This is a genomic window from Nitrosomonas sp. Is24, from assembly GCF_033063335.1.
In the GTDB taxonomy this organism is placed as follows: Bacteria; Pseudomonadota; Gammaproteobacteria; order Burkholderiales; family Nitrosomonadaceae; genus Nitrosomonas.
The window spans coordinates 1843304-1863612 of sequence record NZ_JAWJZG010000001.1; the positions used below are offsets into that span (position 1 = coordinate 1843304).

At 47.0% G+C, this 20309-nt stretch carries 15 protein-coding genes and 1 pseudogene; 7 read left to right on the top strand and 9 right to left on the bottom strand.

From position 1 onward, the window contains the following. Positions 1 to 75 precede the first annotated feature (75 nt). Complete coding sequence (locus R2103_RS08415) at positions 76 to 2988, top strand: aconitate hydratase (protein WP_317531013.1); 2913 nt, start codon at positions 76 to 78, stop codon at positions 2986 to 2988. 127 nt (positions 2989 to 3115) lie between these two features. Then, positions 3116 to 3595, top strand: a complete 480-nt coding sequence (locus R2103_RS08420) for a hypothetical protein (RefSeq protein ID WP_317531014.1) — start codon at positions 3116 to 3118, stop codon at positions 3593 to 3595. Between the two features lie 92 nt (positions 3596 to 3687). Here the strand turns inward: R2103_RS08420 and R2103_RS08425 are convergent, their stop codons facing one another. Continuing rightward, complete coding sequence (locus R2103_RS08425; protein WP_317531015.1) at positions 3688 to 6168, bottom strand: hypothetical protein; 2481 nt, start codon at positions 6166 to 6168, stop codon at positions 3688 to 3690. Positions 6169 to 6648: 480 nt separating this feature from the next. Between R2103_RS08425 and R2103_RS08430 the strand changes: the two genes are divergently transcribed. Further along, on the top strand, positions 6649 to 6774 hold the full coding sequence (locus tag R2103_RS08430) for a hypothetical protein (RefSeq protein WP_317531016.1): 126 nt from the start codon (positions 6649 to 6651) through the stop codon (positions 6772 to 6774). A 110-nt stretch (positions 6775 to 6884) separates the two neighbouring features. Here the strand turns inward: R2103_RS08430 and R2103_RS08435 are convergent. Continuing rightward, positions 6885 to 7648 (bottom strand): IS5 family transposase gene (locus tag R2103_RS08435; RefSeq protein WP_317531017.1). Its coding sequence is split into 2 segments (ribosomal slippage): positions 6885 to 7333 and positions 7333 to 7648, totalling 765 coding nucleotides; the frame shifts between segments, so codons are not numbered across the junction. 164 nt (positions 7649 to 7812) lie between these two features. Here R2103_RS08435 and R2103_RS08440 point away from each other — a divergent pair. Together R2103_RS08440 and R2103_RS08445 are read left to right on the top strand one after the other, a co-directional pair. Next, positions 7813 to 8826: a DUF3466 family protein gene (locus R2103_RS08440; protein ID WP_317531018.1), complete on the top strand. Its 1014-nt coding sequence runs from the start codon at positions 7813 to 7815 to the stop codon at positions 8824 to 8826. A 12-nt stretch (positions 8827 to 8838) separates the two neighbouring features. Continuing rightward, positions 8839 to 9267, top strand: a complete 429-nt coding sequence (locus R2103_RS08445) for a thermonuclease family protein (RefSeq protein WP_317531019.1) — start codon at positions 8839 to 8841, stop codon at positions 9265 to 9267. A gap of 238 nt (positions 9268 to 9505) precedes the next feature. Here R2103_RS08445 and R2103_RS08450 read toward each other — a convergent pair. The 5 genes and pseudogenes from R2103_RS08450 to guaB form a co-directional block, all read right to left on the bottom strand. Beyond that, positions 9506 to 9658, bottom strand: a pseudogene (locus tag R2103_RS08450) (IS3 family transposase); the annotation flags it as partial. 265 nt (positions 9659 to 9923) lie between these two features. Then, positions 9924 to 10073: a hypothetical protein gene (locus tag R2103_RS08455; protein WP_160817637.1), complete on the bottom strand. Its 150-nt coding sequence runs from the start codon at positions 10071 to 10073 to the stop codon at positions 9924 to 9926. Positions 10074 to 10086: 13 nt separating this feature from the next. Further along, entirely contained in the window at positions 10087 to 10410 is a 324-nt protein-coding gene (locus R2103_RS08460) for a hypothetical protein (RefSeq protein WP_317531020.1), read from the bottom strand. A 253-nt stretch (positions 10411 to 10663) separates the two neighbouring features. Next, entirely contained in the window at positions 10664 to 12226 is a 1563-nt protein-coding gene (gene guaA, locus R2103_RS08465; protein ID WP_317531021.1) for a glutamine-hydrolyzing GMP synthase, read from the bottom strand. Positions 12227 to 12238: 12 nt separating this feature from the next. After that, on the bottom strand, positions 12239 to 13702 hold the full coding sequence (gene guaB, locus R2103_RS08470) for an IMP dehydrogenase (RefSeq protein ID WP_317531022.1): 1464 nt from the start codon (positions 13700 to 13702) through the stop codon (positions 12239 to 12241). 172 nt (positions 13703 to 13874) lie between these two features. Here guaB and R2103_RS08475 point away from each other — a divergent pair, with 172 nt between their 5' ends. Then, a complete protein-coding gene (locus R2103_RS08475) occupies positions 13875 to 14318 on the top strand; it encodes a DUF4124 domain-containing protein (RefSeq protein ID WP_317531023.1) in 444 nt (147 codons plus the stop codon). Positions 14319 to 14336: 18 nt separating this feature from the next. Then, the gene (locus R2103_RS08480) at positions 14337 to 15683 is read left to right on the top strand and encodes a hypothetical protein (RefSeq protein WP_317531024.1); all 1347 of its coding nucleotides are present in this window, start codon (positions 14337 to 14339) and stop codon (positions 15681 to 15683) included. Positions 15684 to 15748: 65 nt separating this feature from the next. Here R2103_RS08480 and R2103_RS08485 read toward each other — a convergent pair whose 3' ends face one another. Then, positions 15749 to 16849, bottom strand: a complete 1101-nt coding sequence (locus R2103_RS08485; RefSeq protein ID WP_317531025.1) for a biopolymer transporter Tol — start codon at positions 16847 to 16849, stop codon at positions 15749 to 15751. Between the two features lie 57 nt (positions 16850 to 16906). Beyond that, positions 16907 to 20134 carry a hypothetical protein gene (locus R2103_RS08490; RefSeq protein ID WP_317531026.1) on the bottom strand — a complete coding sequence of 1076 codons (3228 nt, stop codon included), beginning with the start codon at positions 20132 to 20134 and terminating at the stop codon, positions 16907 to 16909. Positions 20135 to 20309: the final 175 nt, after the last annotated feature.

Genomic DNA, 20309 nt, shown 5'->3' on the forward strand with positions numbered 1-20309 from the left:
GTTTGCCTAAAAATATATATTAGCGGCAGAATACTTTATTTACCCGCTAACCCGCACTATTCAGGAACATTACCGATGAGCCACAATTTATTCAACAGCCTGCATGAGCTATCCATAGCCCCCGGAAACACTGCGAAATACTATTCACTCCCGGCGCTGGAGAAAAGTGGCATTGGAAAAATTTCCCGGCTGCCGGTATCGATCCGTATCGTATTGGAATCGGTATTGCGGAATTTTGACAATAAAAAGATCACGGAAGCGCATATCCGGCAACTGGCCAGCTGGAAACCCGAAGCTGCCAGAGTGGATGAAATACCGTTTGTCGTTTCCCGCATTGTGCTGCAAGACTTTACCGGCGTACCGCTGCTGGTCGATCTCGCTGCCATGCGCAGCACGGCGGTAAAGCTGGGAAAAAATCCGAAGCTCATCGAACCGTTGGTTCCCGTCGATCTGGTCGTTGATCATTCGATCCAGGTTGATCACTACGGCACGAAAGATGCGATCGATCGCAATATGGAAATAGAATTTTTCCGTAATAACGAACGTTACCAGTTCATCAAGTGGGGCATGCAAGCGTTTGACACATTCAAGGTGATCCCCCCCGGGATTGGCATTGTGCATCAGGTCAACCTCGAATATCTCGCGCGCGGTGTGCACCGGAAAGACGGACTTATTTTTCCTGATACGCTGGTCGGTACCGATTCGCATACCACCATGATCAACGGTATCGGTGTCGTCGGCTGGGGTGTCGGCGGGATCGAAGCGGAAGCCGGTATGCTGGGTCAACCGGTTTATTTCCTCACCCCCGATGTAGTGGGTGTCAATTTAACAGGCCAGTTGCGCGAAGGTGTTACCGCAACCGATCTGGTACTGACGATCACGGAAATGCTGCGTAAGGCCAATGTGGTCGGTAAATTCGTCGAGTTCTTCGGTGAAGGAACCGCTTCATTGACGCTGCCCGATCGCGCCACGATCGCCAACATGGCGCCGGAGTATGGCGCAACCATGGGATTCTTTCCGGTCGACGACGCGACTATTGATTATTTCAGAGGCACGGGACGTAGCCAGGAAGAAATCGCCGCATTCCAGGCTTATTTCCAGGCACAGCAAATGTATGGCATCCCCAAAAAAGGAGACATCGACTATACCAGCGAGCTGACGCTCGATCTGAGTTCGGTATCACCTGCACTAGCGGGTCCCAAACGCCCTCAGGATCGCATTGAACTGACGGCCATAAAATCCCGTTTCACCGAGCTCTTTAACAAACCCATCAGAGAAAGCGGTTACGGCAAACAAAACGACAATATCAATCAGCGTTACTCAGTGCGCAATGCTCATAGCCAGGATCTCGAAGTTTGCACACATATCGACTCCGGCAATGTCGATGAAAACAGATTGTCGGCACCCAGTGCCGGCAACACACCGGCGCCGCAAAGCGCTGCATCCACCGAGCGGCGGATGGTTTCCCGCAATATCACCGAAATGACCAGTAACCGCCCCGCGCCCAATGCAGCCGACTTATGTCAGGTCGAATTGAATGGCTCAAGCGTTGATCTGGGTCACGGCGATGTATTGATTGCCGCCATCACATCCTGTACCAACACATCCAACCCGAGCGTGCTGCTGGCTGCGGGTTTACTGGCCAAAAAGGCGGTCGAGAAAGGATTGTCGGTCAAGCATCACATCAAAACATCGCTGGCGCCCGGCTCGCGCGTAGTCACCGATTATTTAAACATCACCGGACTGTCGCCTTATCTCGAACAGTTGGGCTTCAATCTGGTCGGTTACGGCTGCACCACGTGCATCGGCAACGCGGGACCATTGGCCGAACCGATAGAAGAAGCCATCGTCAAGAATGATCTGGTCTGCGCTGCGGTATTATCCGGTAACCGCAATTTTGAAGCGCGCATTCATCCAAACATTCGCGCTAACTTTCTGGCGTCACCACCATTGGTCGTGGCCTACGCAATCGCCGGTACTATACTGAAAGACCTCACGGCTGAACCATTGGGCATCGGCAAAAACAATCAACCAGTCTGGCTAAAGGATATCTGGCCTAGCAGCGCGGAAATTCATGCATTATTGAAATATGCCGCCAACGCGGATACTTTCCGGAAACTCTATGGCAATCTCACCAAAGATCACACGTTGTGGAATAGCGTCACTTCCGTTACCGGACAAACCTACAATTGGCCGGAGTCGACTTATATCGCCGAACCGCCCTTTTTCCAGAATTTCTCGCTGCAGCCTGCAACATCCAGCGGCGCGGGTAACATTAAAAATGCCTACGCGCTGGGGATATTTGGCGATTCCGTGACAACGGATCACATCAGTCCGGCGGGATCGATCAAGGACACTTCACCCGCAGGACGTTATCTGCTCGATCATCATGTCGGCAAAGCCGATTTTAATAGCTATGGCGCCCGGCGCGGCCACCATGAAGTGATGATGCGCGGTACCTTTGCCAATGTGCGCATCAAAAATCTGATGATTCCCGGCAGCGAAGGCGGCATTACCCTTTATCAGGGCGCCGCAGGCGCTGCGCCGGAGCAAATGAGCATTTACGATGCTGCGATGAAGTATCAGGCACAGGGTATTCCGACCGTTGTTTTCGGTGGTAAGGAATACGGTACTGGCTCAAGCCGCGACTGGGCCGCTAAGGGCACGCAGCTGTTGGGTGTTAAAGCGGTGATCGCCAGCAGCTTTGAACGCATCCACCGCAGCAATCTGATTGGTATGGGCGTTCTGCCATTGCAATTCAAAAACAATGACAATGCCGATACGTTGGGCATCAAAGGCGACGAGCAATTCGATATCTTGGGACTGGATAATATCCAGCCGCAACAGGATGTCACGCTGAGTATCCGGCGAAGAGACGGCAGCAACCAGACCGTGCAACTGTTATGCCGTATTGATACCACCATCGAGGTGGATTACTTCAAACACGGCGGAATCTTGCCTTATGTTCTGCGGGAATTGATGGCATAGGCAATTATTTATTGCACTGGAGCAAATAATAATATTTTCAGATTGTTATAACTATACAACTATCTCTGTTTATATAACGCTGGATGTCATATAGTACGTCTACGATAAAAAAAGCGGAGGCAGTCCGATGATGTACGATCTGGTTGATAAAGTTTTTAAAGCGCTTTTGTCTTTAAATGAGGAAGATGAAAGAAAGTTTGCCGATGTGAGAAAAGACATCAATCACATCAATCATATCCTGCACGATATGGTTATTATCGATACCAAAAGCTCTGCACTGCTAACGCACGTTTCCGTCATGCTAGCGGTTGTCATCGGTATGCTGTTCACGTTGATCGGCCCCAAGGAAAGCGGCAGTATTTTGGCTTATATGCTGAAAATTGAAATGGTGTCTTACGCCATCGTTGCCATGGTGCTGCTTCGATGCCTCGATATCATGGGGCCGCCATTCCGGAAACTCAGAAACGAAATGCACGAAATCGATGCTCAATACCATCAAGAAATAGTCACCAGAAGAGCAATCTATCAGTTGATGTCTCGAGTCGTTTTCATTTTGACGGTGGTACTGATCTTAATTACATTCTTAAAGATTTTTGGCTTTCAATGAAGCATAAAGCCAAATGGCACCACCGCTCTCAGCACATTCTTACTACGACGGGTGGAATAACACATTCCCGTCTGATCAAAGATAATGCGAATTTACTCGTTCTTTGCCTGTAGCGTAAATACATCCACCAAACGGAATTTAGGCGCTTGTGTCTTGAGATCAGTCACAGGGGTATCAATACCGATGACATAACCGGTCAATGTATTTTCGGTCAACTTAAAGCGAATAATGTGGCGATAGCGTTCAGACCTCGCCCCTCCCCCAGCCTCGCCGTTATGGCAATTGAACGCCAGCGATACCGCGAAATACCAGCCTAGCCAAATACAGCTAAAAATCCCGCCCGAAAACAAAGCCATCAGCAAGCGCCAACCATCAACAGGAACAGGCTCGCCCCGCGTCGCTGCAAAAAATACGGCCATTCCGATGATAATCCATGCCATCAACATACCGTTACCGATTTTTTTCTGAATTTCCGGTGAAAAATTTTTGGTTAAATGCTCACTAGAAAACAAGAAACCGGCAGCCACAGTAATCGCGATTGTCACTGTGCAAATTACTAACCACTCAGTCAAACTGGCATACAGCGCCAAACAAACCGGTATTGAAATTTGCAATAGCGCATGCCAGAAACCTATCGCCAGGAACTTACCCCAATTGGCTCTGGCTATACCGAGCTTGTCGGTATCAAAAAACGGGAATGCGGTAAAACCGGCTATGACTAAGGACCAAAGAATGATCGCCAGCAAATCAAAACTCATCACGGATGCCTTGTAAACACCGTAATGCAAAAAAACAAATGCGATACAAACAATCCCCATCACATTCAATACCCATAAAGGAAAAGAATCCCACCCAGTTTGATGCCGGATTTTAGACCGGTCCGATAAAACATCGCTGTAGCTCCGGTTCAAATCAAATAGCAGCAGCGCTGCAAATACAAACAAACCGATCAACCATGAAGCTTGGAAAGAAGCGGGAGATGATTCTCTTGGCCAAAGCACCAGAAATAGTAACGGAATTATCCATAAAGAAACGGGTATGAGGAATGCCGTACGGAACCGTTCCCATTCATCCTGCAAGTCACTGTATTTGACTTTTGATAACTCCGGTATGCTCATCCTCTTCCATGCAAGCAAGAACACGATGAATAGAAAGATATAAACCAAATCGAACCCATACGATAATTCGAAATAGTGATGTGTATCAGCAATAAGAAGCCCTTGCTGGATACGTTCCAGGAAATACTGATCTGCATCGAGTGCAGGTAAATTATCCAAGAAATACCTGAATAAGGACGAAGTGCTTTGCGGAATAGTCACTGCAAAATAAGTCACCAAAGCCACGATGGCGCCGATTAACCCAACACTACCACGCCAAAGAATGTTCCATGGATTCAGAATTCTCCGCGTGATTTCGCAATGGGAATCGGATTCTTCCGGATAAACCCGCTGTTTTTTTATTTCTCCGGCATCGGTATGGCTCGGGTGCAAAAAAGCGCCACCGCCGCCAGCGACCACGGAAGCGTAATTACCAGGTTCGCCATTTTCATTTTTGTCACCCCAGTAACGCGCGTAATGATGCGTATCACCCGAAATATCCAAGCGGCATTTGTCGCTGCTCAGTTTGCCGTCATGCAGAAAACCGGGCTCCAGCCCCAAATGCTCAAACGACTTCGTCATCGGCGCATCTTCAGCGGCACGCTTTCCAAAGGCGGTACTGGGTTCAGGTGTGGCAACAATTAATTTACCCGGTATTGCAGCTTGCAAAGCTTCTTGTACTTCTGCTTTTTTGTCTGTATCAAATAATGCACCACTGGCTACCAGATCTTTGCAAAAGGTCGATACAAAAAAAGCTTGCTGCCGCTTATCCATTTTGCCTTTTTGTGCATCGAATCCCCATAATTTCCAGTCAAAAGGCAATTCCAGCGCGACATAACTGCTTTTTTGCATTCGCGTGAATCCGTACAGACCCAGCTGAGGATCTTGCAGATCTTCTTGCTCGTGCACATGCGCCTGAAGACTTTTGCTGATCGGTTCACAGAATTGCCGGTTAAAACCATCCAATGCATCGTAATAATCATGATTGGCCGGTATACCAAAAATCGGACGTTGCTCGACCTTTTTCCCTGTAGCGGCACAGATGTCCACATAGGCCCAATTAAAAGGCGTCTGGAACCGCTCTTTGAGCGAAGCGACATCTGCTACGTGGTAAGCCGTATCGCCGCCGACAAATAAAAACTCGCCGCGCGGTAATTGAAGATCATAGCCTTCGGTTGGAGATAACGAAATCTGCTCCTGACCCGGCACTTCACTTTTAAGCCAGAGATCGCTCATGCACAAATACGCGACGTTATAGACCGCGCTCATACCGTCGCCGGTATCCGCAATGTAATCAAACCAGTAGGGTTCTTGCTTATTGCCAGTGCAGCGCTTCATTGAAATGGTTTCAGCAAACATCCAATCCCTGGGATCTTGCTTCTCACCATTCACTGTAGAGGAAATAATGCTTTTGAGACTGGTCAGAAGATCCCTGCCCCCGAGCCAGCTAACCGGCTTCTTGAATTCCCGTTTCATTCCCATCCTATTGTCAGTTGAGCATTAAATACTATGAGTGCTGGTCATCATAGCGCACGACATCGCATTAAGAGAAATTTAACTTTATTTAACTGACCGGAAATTCGGAACTGTTTGCAGCCTCCTCGTTTTTTCGACCCCATCAAATAGAAGTTGCGGGTATTTGGCCATGGTGAACTGTACTGGTGCAACGCGACCGGGCAACTCATGGAAGCCATAAACGGCACATCACGCAGTTCGTGGATAACCCTCCAGCAGTCGCTTTTGCCCCATGCTGCTGCATGGGTACAAAGCTGGAATAAACAAGCCAAAGTCATGACAAGGATTCTTCGTTATGTAATCCATAGAGTTAAGCATTTGTTTGTTTACTTAATACTAAACATAATAATAAAATTAATATTGTTAGCATTAAATGAAATAAGTTACGACTCTTGTTTTCGGATAAGTCTATTCCGGAATTAGAAAAAACCCCGCAAGCAATTGGAAAATAATGACAAAATTCCAGAAAAATATTTGAATAACAATGCAGAACAACCAATGATAGATTTATCCAACAACAGCCTGGAGAAGATGGAATTCATGAAAGAAATCGCCAGCGATGGATGAAGAAGAGTTTCACGCAAAGATTGGTGTATTTAAGGCAGTGGCGGCAGTCCAAACAAACAAAGAATCAAACCACGATGACTAAAATTTCAATGCTCTCAGACTAAGGCCTGTTAACACAATCTGATTGCTTCGACGATGAGAGCGAAGTGGATAAAGGAGATGAAGACGACATCGAGCTTATCGAACCTGGAGAAGATGCGGCGAAATCCCTTGAGCCTTCTGAACAATCGTTCGATCTCGTTGCGTTTTTTGTACATGGCACGGTTGTATTCCCAGGGTGACAAGCGATTTGCTTTGGGCGGAACAACCGGGATGTAACCCAAATCTAGTGCCAGTTGCCGGGTTTGGTCGCCCTCATAAGCACGATCCATCAGCAGGTAGGTGGGCGTATTGACGGGACCGAGGGAAAGCAAAAGCTGCCTGCCCTCTGGCGCATCGTGGGCGTGACCGGGCGAGAGGGCAAAGCTTATGGTTGTTCTGGAATCTGCGGCAACCAGATGAATTTTGGTGGTCCATCCACCTCGAGATTTTCCGATGGATTGGGGGCCGTTTTTTTTAACGCACCCGTACCGTCGGGATGGACTTTGATGCTGGTGCTGTCCAGCGAAACAGTTTCAATACGGATACGGATGATTTGCTGATGCTGAAGTTGCCCAAATACATGGCTCAGTACACCACTCTTTGCCCAGCGATTCATGCGGGTATAGATGGTATGCCAGTTGCCGAATCGCTTGGGCAGTCCTCGCCACTTGCAGCTATGCTCGGCAACGTAAAGAATGGCATTGAGAACTTGCAGATTGGAATGGCTGACGTTGCCACGCTGACGCGGCAGGCAGTGCTCGATCTGTTGATATTGAGTTTCGGTGATTTCCATCACCAAATTATATCAAATAGCGTTAACAGGCCCTAATAAAAATAGCAGCAGCATCCCTACTCATTGCATCGACATCAGCCAATGCCGAATGGTCAATTACCAGTCTGGGTACATTAGGTGCACCATCAAGCGTTGCCAAAGACATCAACAATTTAGGACAGGTGGTGGGATATCTTAATGAAGGCGCAAAGGCCTTCGTTACAGAAGCAAACGGTGCGAATATGATTGAGCTTCTTGGCGGCCCACACACAGCCTTTGGTATCAACGATTCTGGACAAGTAACGGGACATAACAGATCTGACCATGCTTTTATCACGGACACCAATGGCACAGGCATTACAGACCTAGGTACTTTGGGTGGCACAAGCTCGAGTTACTCCACAGGATATAGCGTAGGATCGGCCATCAATAATTCTGGACAAGTAGCGGGATATTCTTATGTTGATTCCAACTATTCAACTCACGCATTCATTACGGGTTCTAACGGAGTAGGGATGACTGACTTAGGTACGTTGGGAGGAAGAGAAAGTTACGCCACAGACATTAACGATTCCGGACAGGTAGTTGGATATTCAAACCCTCTCCGTAGCGGTATTCTCCATGCATTCATCACGGGGCCGAACGGTATAGGCATGACTGATTTGGGTACTTTGGGCGGATATTACAGCTATGCAACTGGAATTAACAACTCTGGGCAAGTGACGGGATTCTCGGAAGATACCAGTAATAATTATATCGCCTTCATTACTGATACAAATGGTACAAACATGACTAGCATTGGAACTTTAGGCGGAGCAAGAAGTTGGGCCAATGATATTAATGATTCCGGACAGATAGTTGGCTGGTCTGACACTGCTACTGAACGTGCCCATCCTTTTTTATATAGCGATGGTGTAATGATCAACCTTATGCAACTTGCTCCAGTAATCGAAGCCGGATGGGATTGGATTCAGCCCGAAGCCATCAACAACCTTGGACAAATTGTTGGGCATGGATCACTGAACGGCAGTGATCGGCAGGCATTTTTGCTTTCACCTTTTGATATTCCTGAGTTTCCTATAATCGGGCCTCCCCCTCTTCTCCCTATTCCATCTGTGCCTGAACCGTCAACTTATACGCTGCTGCTGGCGGGGCTGGGATTGCTATTTTTCAGAACCAAAACAGAGTTGAACACATAAAAGGAATACTGAATGCTGACAACTACACTAATGTGTTTCGTTATTTCCGTCACCAATGGGGATACATTGGTTGCAAGTTGCGATCATCATCAAATAGTTGTTCGACTGGCTGAAATTGATGCACCCGAAAAACGCCAAAGATTCAGTCTTGATTCAAAGTTATCTTTATCGGAAATTTGTTTGAATAAAAATGCTGAAGTAGCGCCCAAAAGCAAAGATAGTCATGGCCGCACTGTTGCCTATGTTACATGTGAAGGAATAGATGCCAACACCGAGCAAATCAAACGCGGCATGGCTTGGGTTTTTGATAAATATGTAACTAATAAGGGATTGTATGACATACAAAATAAAGCAAAGTCATCACAATCCGGATTATGGAAATTAGATTCCCCTACCCCGCCTTGGCAGTGGAGAAAAAACACGCCAGCACCCAAACTATGAGGTGAAATATGAAAGACAAGGAGCAGTCAATGCCATTTTCACCCGTAAGCTGCTAAAAACTTTCGCTTGAAGCATCGCTCGATAACCACTCACCCACCAGATACTAGCGGTGTTGGTCGATTAGTGAGTGCTCCGACAGACGCAAGAAATCTGACTGAAAGTAATGGAAAAAGACCCAATAGAGCGCATCCTCATCTTCGCCAAAACTAACATGATCAAGTAAAACCGGACAACCCAGTTAAGCAACTTTCTTTACATTTTCAATTTCTACCTCATATTGATTAGGGCTTTTGTATCCCAAATATGAGTGCAGTCGATGATTGTTATAGAACATGGAAATATAGTGCAGCACATCTTGCTGAGCTGAGAAACGGGTTTGATAATGGCGCCAGATTTCCTGACGATCCAATAATGTTAAGCGAGTGCGTTTGTGTATATTCATCGACAGTATTCTCCTAAATACTGTAAACAGCGCTAGGAATTCTTACAGATAAGGAGATATGCTGCAAAGGCGCTCAACCAGTATAACTTAGCAAAAATTATTACCCATCATGCCTATTCACGCAGAGTGTAATTCACGTGGTTTATCAATATTTCCCACTCATCTGGATAAAAGCAGCGAAACCCATCTCAATCCATTGGGACCGAAAGAAAATCTATCCGCCTATTTTTACATCTTTTATTCTGATCGCTTCCAAGGCATCAAACTTTTTTGGATCCATCATTTCTTCCAGTAATTTCTTAATATCTGCAATACTGGTTTTATGCAGACTTATCTCAAGCTCAACCGTCACTTCGACTTTCATAAATCACCCCCATTTATTTGCATTTGATCAATAGATTACGAGTGACTATTGCGCCGGAAGTTGTCGAATATCCAACCGATGACGATTGTGTATTTGCGCCCAGTTCTCGGATTGCCTGAGAGAAAGGAACCGCTTCGCCTTGCTGATTCAACAAGTGATACCCGCGCGTGCCACAGACCTCGCCCGCTTTCTCAAGGCAGTTGCTATAGTTCATTCCGGAGCCACCACAGTTGATGTTATGCCCTTTGGTACCATCGGCCAGAAACACCTCTTTGGAGGTAACACAACCTTGCAGCAGTGCAACAACGACAATAAGCATAGAAAGTGTTTGAAACATGTTGATTCCTTCTCATCATTAGATCACAAAGCCACTGCATGAAAACAAGCAGCTTCCCGGTTTGATTTTATACCACATCGCAAGGCGCTGTTAGGTTTGAATGCAATGCAGAATCGGACGGCCTCTCTGCTCTGTCTTGGCGTTGCTTTTTATTGCGCGGTATCGCCACAGACAGAAATAACAAAAAACCCGCGTTTAAGCGGGTTTCGTGGATGTTTTTACAAATCATTGCCGGGCAATGCAAAACATAAAATCATTCCCACTCAATGGTAGCCGGTGGTTTGCCGGAAATGTCGTAGACGACACGGTTGATGCCGCGGATTTCGTTAATAATCCGGTTGGAAACCTTGCTGAGTAAGGAATACGGTAGTTCCGCCCAGTTGGCGGTCATAAAATCCTGGGTTTGCACGGCTCTGAGCGCAATGACGTATTCGTAGGTGCGTCCGTCCCCCATCACGCCGACGGATTTGACCGGCAGAAACACCGCGAACGCTTGCGAGGTTTTTTCGTACCAACCGGAATGCTGCAATTCTTCGATAAAAATGTGATCGGCCTGTCGTAATAATTCGGCGTATTCGTATTTCACTTCGCCCAGAATGCGCACGCCCAAGCCGGGACCGGGAAACGGGTGGCGGAAAACCATATCGCGCGGCAAACCGAGCACTAAACCCAATTCGCGCACTTCGTCTTTAAACAGTTCACGCAACGGTTCGAGCAATTTCAGGTGCATCGTCTCCGGCAACCCGCCGACGTTATGATGCGACTTGATGGTATGCGCTTTTTTGGTTTTCCCGCCTGCGGATTCGATCACATCGGGATAAATCGTGCCTTGCGCCAGCCATTTGGCATCGGTGATTTTGACCGATTCGCGCTGAAATACCTCGACAAATTCCCGGCCGATAATTTTGCGCTTGGCTTCCGGATCGGTAATGCCGGTCAGGTTGCGATAGAAATCACGGCTGGCATCGACATGAATCACTTTAACCGCCAAATTCTTAGCGAACGTTTCCATGACTTGCCTGGCTTCATTGGCGCGCAGCAGGCCATTATCAACGAAAACACAGGTCAACTGATCGCCGATGGCGCGATGGATCAATGCCGCCGCCACTGAGGAATCCACACCGCCGGATAAACCCAGAATAACCTGATCGTTACCCACCGTTGCGCGAATTTTACCGATCGCTTCCTCGACATAATCCGGCATATTCCAATCGCGCCCGATGCCACAAATATCGTGCACAAACCGCTCGATGATCGCTTTGCCTTGCAGCGTATGCGTCACTTCGGGATGGAACTGGATGCCGTAAAAGCGCCGCCGGTCATCCGCCATCGCCGCAATCGGTGTGGCTGCGTTACACGCCATCACCTCAAATCCGGCCGGTAATGCGATCACCGCGTCGCCATGACTCATCCAGACATCCAGCACGTTGCTTCCGTCCGCGCTGGTGCGATCTCGTATGTCCTGAAACAGCGCACCCTGTTGCGCCGTCTGTATCTCGGCATAACCAAACTCGCGCACGGCAGCATTTTCTACCGCACCACCCAATTGCGCCGCCATCGTTTGCATGCCATAGCAAATACCCAACACCGGCACGCCCAGCTCAAAGACAATGTGCGGCGCGCGCGGTGTTTCGTCTTCAGTGACTGAAGCGGGACCGCCGGAAAGGATAATTCCGCTGGGTGCAAAGGCTTTGATAAATTCGGGGCTGGCATCGTACGGATGCAATTCGCAATAGACGTTCGTTTCACGCACACGCCGCGCAATCAGTTGCGTGTACTGCGAACCAAAGTCCAGGATGAGGATTTTCTGATGCATTGAAGAGAATTCTTATTTGACGTGGTAGTTAGGCGCTTCTTTGGTGATCTGCACATCGTGCACATGCGATTCACGGATACCGGCTGAGGTGATTTCGACAAACTCGGCTTTTTCGTGCATCGCGGCGATGGTTTCACAACCCAGATAGCCCATGCTCGAACGCACGCCCCCCATCAACTGATGGATTACGGCAGAAATGCTGCCCTTGAATGGCACCCGGCCTTCCACACCTTCGGGAACCAGTTTGTCGTTGTTTTTCTGTTCTTTATCCTGGAAATAGCGATCGCTTGATCCCTGCTGCATGGCGGAAAGCGAGCCCATGCCGCGGTAGCTTTTGTACGAACGCCCTTGAAACAACTCAATCTCACCCGGCGCTTCGGTCGTGCCAGCGAACAATCCGCCGAGCATCACGGTATTCGCTCCCGCCGCCAGTGCTTTGGCGATATCGCCGGAATAGCGGATACCGCCATCGGCAATCATCGGCACACCGCTCCCTTTTAACGCTTCGGAAACGTTATGAATCGCGGTGACCTGCGGAATCCCGACACCTGCGACGATACGCGTGGTGCAAATGGAACCGGGGCCGATACCCACTTTCACCGCATCCGCGCCATGATCGACCAGCGCTCTCGCGGCAGCTGCCGTGGCCACGTTTCCGCCAATGACTTGCACCGACGGCAAATTCTTTTTGACCCACGCGATACGGTCCAGCACGCTTTGCGAGTGACCATGCGCCGTGTCAACGACAATCACATCGGCACCGGCTTCCGCCAATGCAACGGCACGTTCTTCGCTGCCCTCCCCGACGCCGATCGCCGCCCCGACCCGCAACCTCTCCTGTTCATCCTTGCACGCCAGCGGATATTCCGACGTTTTAATGATGTCCTTCACGGTAATCAATCCGCACAGCTCGAACTGATCGTTGACCACCAGCACGCGTTCCAGCCGGTGTTTGTGCAGCAGCGCCAGCACCGCCTCACGCGACGTATCTTCCTTGACTGTCACTAACCGGCTTTTCGGCGTCATGATATGTTTGATCGTCTGATCGAGATTGGTCTCAAAACGCAAATCCCGGTTGGTGACGATACCGACGACTTTTTTACCGTTCACAACCGGCAAACTGGAGATTTTGTGCTGGCGTATCAGTTCCAGTACTTCCCGCACGGTCATATTTTGATGGATGGTCACCGGATCCTTAACCACACCGCTCTCGAAACGTTTGACTTGCGCGACATGCGCGGCTTGCGCTTCGATCGTCATATTTTTATGGATGATACCGATGCCGCCTTCCTGCGCCAAGGCAATCGCCAGCGGCGCTTCGGTCACCGTATCCATGGCCGCCGACAGCACCGGGAGATTGAGTGTGATGGTACGCGTCAATTGCGTTGCCAGGCTGACATCACGCGGCAAAACCGTCGAGTGGGCTGGGATTAACAGAACATCATCAAAGGTCAGTGCTTTTTGAATCAATTGCATGATAACAATCCTTGGCAAAGCGACATTATAGCCAAATTCAGCTATGAATTTCGCGCCAAATCAACTAAGAACACAACATATTTGCAGTAGATATGATTTAATGCGAAAAATCTTTAAGTTGCATAAATACGAAACCGATGTATTTCAGATTATTCATGTTCTGGAGCACGCTATGAGAATTTTTGTATTTACAGTGATCATTCTGTTAATGAGCATCAACGCCAATGCGCAGATTTATAAATGGGTCGATAAAAACGGCAAAACACAATACACCGATCAACCACCTCCGCCGGATGCTGCTCAGAACGAGCAACGATTAAATATCAAATCCGCGCCGGTCGCAGGAAATCAAAACAGCCCCAGGAATTTATCCGAAGACAGAGAAGAATTTGACAAACGGCGGCAACTCAGAAGAGAAGAAGAAACCAAACAGCAAGCCAAATCCGAAGAAAGCAAAAAAAAATGTATAGACGCCCAAACTCAGCTTAAAATGTACACCGATTCGCCGCGCCTCACCGTTCCCGATGGCGCCGGTGGTATGGTTTATGTGGATGATGATTTGCGGCAAAGAAAAATTGCCGATGCCAACAAGACGATTGCAACTTACTGTAAATAGAAAACCTTCTTGAACTAGATGATTGTATCCCGCGGCAAACTATTCATTGTCATTCTTCTCTTTTTGACAGGTACTTCGATTTCGGCTGAAGTACCTGTTTCACATTCAGAACGCGATCACACTGCTCAGCAGAAAACCGGAAATCCTTCCGATAACGCAGTCAGACCGGGAATGCAGTGGCAAATCCTGCCAGGGGAAGATATTCCTCAGATCGGTCATTTAATGTTTCCACACGATGCGGTTGCACGCGACGCATTTGTTCGTGCGGTTATCCGCACAAATCCCGAGCACTTTCCCGATGGGACCTATCGCCTCATACCGGCTGGAACCGTGATTCACATCCCGGATTTAAGAACCATCGGCAAGTATGCAAAACCGGCAACTAAAACGCATCCATCCAACGCAAGCCACAACGCGAATAAGCGTCAACCGCAAGCATCAGCTCCAGACAACGCAACATCGGGCTTGAACGAAGCATTGCAACTGATCGCGCAATTGGAACAAATTGCTGAAAATGAAACCAACGAACTCAATATTCTGTTAAAGCGCATCGAGTCCATTGAAAAGCAGATCACTGCGATGCAAGCCATACTCATGGCCCATGTTCCAGCAAGCAGCAACGAGCGCCGCAGCGAGAGTGCAGCGCCTATCCCTCCGGAAGAAATGACGCACCCTTCCCAGGAAGCAGTTGCGGCACCGCCTGCTGATAGCAGTGTGCAATCCGCGGAGAATATCGTCACAGCGCCGCAATCACCCGCCAACACGCCACAACCTGCCAATCCAATTGTGCCGGTTGAAACCAATCCAGCTGCGCCGGAATCCGCCCTGCTATTGGATAATGCATTTCTTCTCGGAATTCTGCTGACACTGCTGATTATTTTCCTGATCGTACGCAACTATCAAAGAATCAAGGAAAGACTTGCAAAATCCCGCGACGCAGCGCTACCGTTCGATCCATCCGAGCGGCATCAATACGAAGCACTGCTGCTGCGCCGCAGTGACGATAAAAAAACCGGATCACCGCAGAATCCGCCCGAACCACCAGGACAATTGGTATCCGAGGCACGCACGCTGATCGAGCAGGAAAACCCGGAAGGCGCCATTCAATTGCTGCAAAAACAGCTCGCTAAAAACAAACAGGACATTCCGGGATGGTTGCTGCTATTCGAATTGTTGTACAAGGCCAACAACAAAAGAGATTTCAAGAAAAATGCCCGCCGCTTCAAGCGGCTGGGCGAATTTCCCGACATCTGGCAGCAAATCCAGAAACTGGGCAATCAACTCGAACCCAATGAACCGCTGTATTTTGACGAGCAAAAGCGCAAGGAAAAGTTTTTTTCCGATCCCGCAAATCCGGATAAATAAAAAGCGCTGGCTTTTCTATCATTCACCAGCGCTTCTCTTTCCTGCAAAAAATTGACTTACTTCAGCTACTTCAGCGATAAACTTTCCAGCGCTTTTTGATGATCCCACTTGCCATGGAATAACAATCCCTTCTTACCCGGTGTCCGGTCGCTGGTCCAGGTGATGTAATTACCATCCGGCGTAAATACCGGTAAACCGTCAAAACCTTCCTTATCGGTCACGCGCACTGGCGCTTTCTGACCATCGGTGTCGACGATGTACAGCTCAAAATTGCGGTGGCCGTGCAAATTGGTCGCGAAAATGACGTATTTTCCGGAAGGATGGTAAAAAGGCGCCCACGACATCGCATTCAGGCGCGTGATTTGTTTTTGATCGGTACCGTCGATATTCATCGTGAAGATTTCCGCTTCCCGGCCATTATCCGAAAAACGCCGCCACACGATGCGTTTGCCATCCGGGCTGAAAAACGGCCCGCCGTCGTAGCTTTTTGTCTGTGTCAGCCTTTTCACATTGGAACCGTCCGCATCCATGATGTAGATATCGATCATCGACGCCGGATTGGCTTTGAACAAAGCGGCTTCCTCTTCGGTTAACTCACCGCTGTAGGCGCGGCGGTTGGAAGCAAACGCGATCAGCTTACCGTCCGGCGACCACGATGCTTCTGCATCGTAACCCAGGGTGTTGGTTAGATTCCGTATGTTTTTGCCATCGAAACCGGTTTCGTAAATATCGTAGAACTCGTCGTAATCCCAAGCGTACGACTTCTGTTCGCCCGCATTACGGCGCTCGATCTCGGCCGCCATTTTGGCTTTGGCTTCCTTGTCATCATGCGTTGACGAAAACAATACTTTTTCCTGCGCTGGATGCACCCACGCGCACGTGGTTTTGCCGGTACCCGGCGACACCTGCGTTACTGCACCGGATTCGATATTCTTCAAGAAAATTTGGTAAAACGGATTATCATCAGCGACTTCCGCCTGATAAATCATCCATTTGGAATCCGCCCGGTAATACGCTTCACCGGCGCGTTTTTCCTTGACGGAAAGTTGCTGTTCGCCGGTGATGAAATCGGTGGCATTAGCATTCAACGCTGCCAAGAAAAATAATACCGGGGAAAACTTGATCGCGGATTGTAAATAATCCGGTTTGTCAGCACACATTTTCATTTAATATCAAAACCCTTAAAAATAATTTAAATATCTTGTGTTTCACAAGATTTGGTCTCAATTGTACAAGTATTCGATGATGCTTGTTAAGCCGATACCACCACCGGGCAGTAACAACGCAAGTAATGCGGGCCGCTGCACGATTGGTAAAAAAGTGCTTTGCTTGGCATTGCGAATCTCGGTCAGTAAGTTATCTGCTTTGCTTAATTTACTGGATGACATTGCTACCAAGCGCATCCGGTAGTCTTCATAGTATTGCACTACCATTCCACACTGCTTCTCAGCGCTTTTTCTCAGTAAATACAAAATAGTAATTAGATATACGGATGCCAGGAGATACACAACGATTAAAGCCGGTGAGAAACCCAGATTGTCAAAGAGATTACTGCGGCCAATCGCTATGATCAGCATTAAAATAAATGGCAGATAAATCAGATTATTGATACTTTTTACCAGCTTGGTAATCAGTACAAAGTGTAAATAGGGATTTAGCTTGTCTATTGGAAGCCCCGTCATTACTGATTGTTGTTTGCGCACTTCCGGTGACCATACTGTTTTATTTGAATTAGTTTGGTCCAATTCGATGCCTTCAATAAGCTGCTTGCAAGCAATTGCTTCGTATGCAACCCAAAAAATCAAGCCCCACAACAAGAAAAACTGAAGCGTTACAAGAAAATAGTGCCCATATAATGTAATAACTCCGCGCGCAGGAAAGTTTAAGTAACCCAACTCCCAAAAAGCATATAAGGTCAATGCCAGAGAAATTAAACTAGTCAGAAAAACCCAAAGATATCCTCTTGATTCCTTAAATTGCATTACTTTTTTGTATTCGGACCATAAATAAGTAATACGAGTGCTTTTTCCCTCAGTAAGATTTAGAAATGGGCCTTTCCAAACAGCTTCCTGCCAGCTACGTGAGCAAGTTGTTTTACATAGCTCATATTTTTTCTCGATGGCCTCGATCTCTCCTTCCCTATCAGGACGAAAATGACATATAAAGAGAAGAATCATCATCATAATTCCCGCGAATCTGATAACCAGATTGGGCCAGACACTGACTCCTTCAAACAACAAAAATGGTTCCCCGTAGGTATGAGTTGGATAATTATCTTCATAGATTAGGAAAAGCAGAAGAAACAATAAGGTAGAAACAAGAAGCAATATATAGACAATATGAACTGGCTTGGTATCTTTCCGGTCGACTGACTGCACGAGCGAATCACCTCGTTGTGCGGCACTCGCACCATCATCTACCATGTCAAAATTTAAAGGTTGTTGCGTTCCGTGCGCCTCGTTCTTCATCCCATTCGTTGAATTAATCAGTGTTTCTTTAAAGAACCTCCAAGAAATATGAGCAACAAAAAGAAGCAATATTAAAGTAACGCAGATAACTTCCCGGTCAATCCGCTTAGTGCGATCCGGTTCAATTGTTTTACATTCTTCGAATTTATTGGCTGAACAATTGCTGTGATTCAGTTCATTAGACTCAGTAAATTTTGGAGAAGGGTTCTTTATCCACTTATCGAGAAATTCATTAGTAGGTGATGCCAAATGAATAGCTCGTGTTCTTCCAATCTCAAATATTTGAGGAGCTAATAATGCATTTAATTTATAATCTAAAAACATGCTGTTATAGCGAATCCTCCAAGGATCCACCCAATTATCCACTTTATTAATCACCCCCGGATCTAGAGCTACTAATGTCGCAAGATATGTCGAAGTCTGATAACTATCTCTAAAAGGCATTACCGTATCTTGCAATTCTGGATGCAGCGAAAAATCAAAATTGCTAGCGATTACTAAATTTCTTGCCCATGCAGATTGATCCTTATGCAGAAAACGTGCATCCAGATCCGTCGTGAAGAAAATTTTATGCTTAAAACTATCTTTTAATGCATGCAGAATCAGAAGCTTGTCGTAAACATCGGTCCCGATGATTCCGATTGCCTTGATCTGGCCTCTATCCCCATTGGCGGAATCCAATAGCTCGATTTTGTCGACCAATCTCCTTAAATAATCGAATTGATTGCGGCCTTCGGCATGCTCGGGCGAAGCATCATCCAGTTGCATCAAAATATTTTTTTGTTCTTTGGTATTTTTTTCACTTTGCGATTTTTTATTCGATTCATCGAATTCAGGCAGCTTTCCGTCCAAGCCGCGCAAATAAGTAAAATTGTTGATCAGTTTTTTTCCTCCTTCACATCGTTTTCCTAAAATGGAAGAAAAATGATCGACAAGACTTCTAGCATACAGCGAGTCTTGCTCGCTAATGAGTACCAGTTGATCCTTACAGTCTTCTTTAATTATAGGAATCTTACGATTAACATCCCGTTGTTCCAATTCCCAAAGAAGCGCTTTTGCTAGATTTTCGTCTTGTCCAATCGTACGCACAATCGTGCGATTATCCAGCATGCATTGAATTTTTTTATTCTTTGACTCTTTACAATCTTCGTCAAAGTCATCTTTAATTTTTTTCAACAAGTCATCGTCTGAGATCGTTGCGCCTGGTGAAAAAATTCTGAACGATTGTGCATTTTTCTCGATCGGTTTGCTATTCATCAACTCCACCAATAAAGACGTATTGGTTGGTCCAATTAACGAGAAACTGGATTCTTTAGCTCCTAGTTTGTTTTTCTCCAATGCTTGATATAGCAAATCAATAAAATTCCGATATTTCCCCGCCGGAATCCTGTCTTCGTTCAACCATATAACCAGTACTTTTTCTTTTTCTTTTTCTTTTTCTTTTTCTTTTTTTAATTGGGAGTTCGGCTCGTACCATTCATAAGGTAAAGTAATCCTTATATTACCCTCTTTATCTTTGTCATTGAAATTTAGATCAAAATGTTCAATATGCTCATTATCTTGAGGTGCATATCCACTTGAGCCAAGCGCAGACACCACCGCATAGCGATAGCGAAGCCGATACTCAACTCGCTCGGAATAAGAACTGCCAAACACGCTTACCGCAATTACTTTTAGATTAGTTTTGTCATCAACTTCCCGTTTAATACGATCAGTAAACTCTTCAATCGGACAATAATTACCATTGTCATTTTGCTTTGCTTCTTTATTGTTATTAAGAAATTGCTCGGTTACTGCGATCGGGTCTTGCCAGAGCCGAGCATCAATCTTCCGTTCATCCATTAATGACAATTTTTTATTGAGCGGGTCAAATGGCCGTGAGCTGGTTAAAGGATCAATCAGCGTACCGGTCGCGAGCATGATGAATAGCAGTATCGTAATCAGGCCATTCTTGGAATCTTGATTATTGTCGTTTCCCATCATTCTTCGCTCGCTATCGATTATTTAGCTAAATGTCATACCCCTGGCATTATGCCCATGGCATGTGAGTTGTCTCAACATACCTATGATGTTTGATATGATGCTAAACATGCAGTGAGCAAAATCACACTGCGCTGCAAATAGCGTGGAATGCCCAATAATCATCAGAATCCGTTCA

Coding starts and splice junctions, on each gene's coding strand:
- R2103_RS08475 (WP_317531023.1), top strand. CDS start 13,875: ATGAGAATTTTTGTATTTACAGTGATCATTCTGTTAATGAGCATCAAC.
- R2103_RS08425 (WP_317531015.1), bottom strand. CDS start 6,168: ATGAAACGGGAATTCAAGAAGCCGGTTAGCTGGCTCGGGGGCAGGGAT.
- R2103_RS08485 (WP_317531025.1), bottom strand. CDS start 16,849: ATGAAAATGTGTGCTGACAAACCGGATTATTTACAATCCGCGATCAAG.
- guaA (WP_317531021.1), bottom strand. CDS start 12,226: ATGCATCAGAAAATCCTCATCCTGGACTTTGGTTCGCAGTACACGCAA.
- guaB (WP_317531022.1), bottom strand. CDS start 13,702: ATGCAATTGATTCAAAAAGCACTGACCTTTGATGATGTTCTGTTAATC.
- R2103_RS08490 (WP_317531026.1), bottom strand. CDS start 20,134: ATGATGGGAAACGACAATAATCAAGATTCCAAGAATGGCCTGATTACG.
- R2103_RS08415 (WP_317531013.1), top strand. CDS start 76: ATGAGCCACAATTTATTCAACAGCCTGCATGAGCTATCCATAGCCCCC.
- R2103_RS08460 (WP_317531020.1), bottom strand. CDS start 10,410: ATGTTTCAAACACTTTCTATGCTTATTGTCGTTGTTGCACTGCTGCAA.
- R2103_RS08420 (WP_317531014.1), top strand. CDS start 3,116: ATGATGTACGATCTGGTTGATAAAGTTTTTAAAGCGCTTTTGTCTTTA.
- R2103_RS08480 (WP_317531024.1), top strand. CDS start 14,337: ATGATTGTATCCCGCGGCAAACTATTCATTGTCATTCTTCTCTTTTTG.
- R2103_RS08455 (WP_160817637.1), bottom strand. CDS start 10,073: ATGAAAGTCGAAGTGACGGTTGAGCTTGAGATAAGTCTGCATAAAACC.
- R2103_RS08445 (WP_317531019.1), top strand. CDS start 8,839: ATGCTGACAACTACACTAATGTGTTTCGTTATTTCCGTCACCAATGGG.